Here is a 635-nt window from a genome sequence, read left to right on the forward strand (position 1 = left end):
ACCTGATGTCCAGAAATCGAACTGAGTGCTGACGTTAGTAAGTTCAGAAATTTTTGGAATAAGTGTTAAAGAAAAATAACCGTTTTGTACTTCAACAGAAGAAAGTGGTAGTGGAGCTTGAAAATTAAATTCAACATAAGCCTCAGGGGATATTGCCCCACCGTGTGACACAGCTTGGACGTGCGCTGTATACGCACCGCGTAACAGACCAGTAACTCTAACACTTTGTCCTGGGACTTGTGCGGTCCAAATAGTTACACCGCCCTGTCGCACGGCTACGCGGTTGTACGCCACTTGCCCCATATTAGTCCAGGATAACACACCCTGTACCACATCGCTAATCTGCAAAATCTGGTACTGTAGATTTTGTGGTTGAGCAACACCGCCACTTGGTAAATCTACAAGATCTGGGCGGTCCATCGGTTTACCAATAGCATCGTCCCACATTTCCAGGAAATCTTGTCGTAGAGTAATGTCTACTCCACCTTTAGGGTTGAAAGACCATTTAGTTACTCGCATCTCGACATTTCTCATTCCTATCTGAGAAATAGTAACTTTTACATACATTCCTGGTCGAAACTTATAACCTTTCATGTTACAAGGAATTTCAATTGTGCGACCAACACGTTTACGAC

At 43.6% G+C, this 635-nt stretch carries 1 protein-coding gene; it reads right to left on the reverse strand.

Annotated features, from left to right (window positions below):
• A partial coding sequence (locus tag Y882_RS20175; protein ID WP_046973423.1) for a phage tail tip protein J-related protein occupies nt 1–635 on the reverse strand: 635 nt, incomplete at both ends.

The organism is Dyella japonica DSM 16301 (assembly GCF_001010355.1).
Taxonomy (GTDB): Bacteria; Pseudomonadota; Gammaproteobacteria; order Xanthomonadales; family Rhodanobacteraceae; genus Dyella; species Dyella japonica.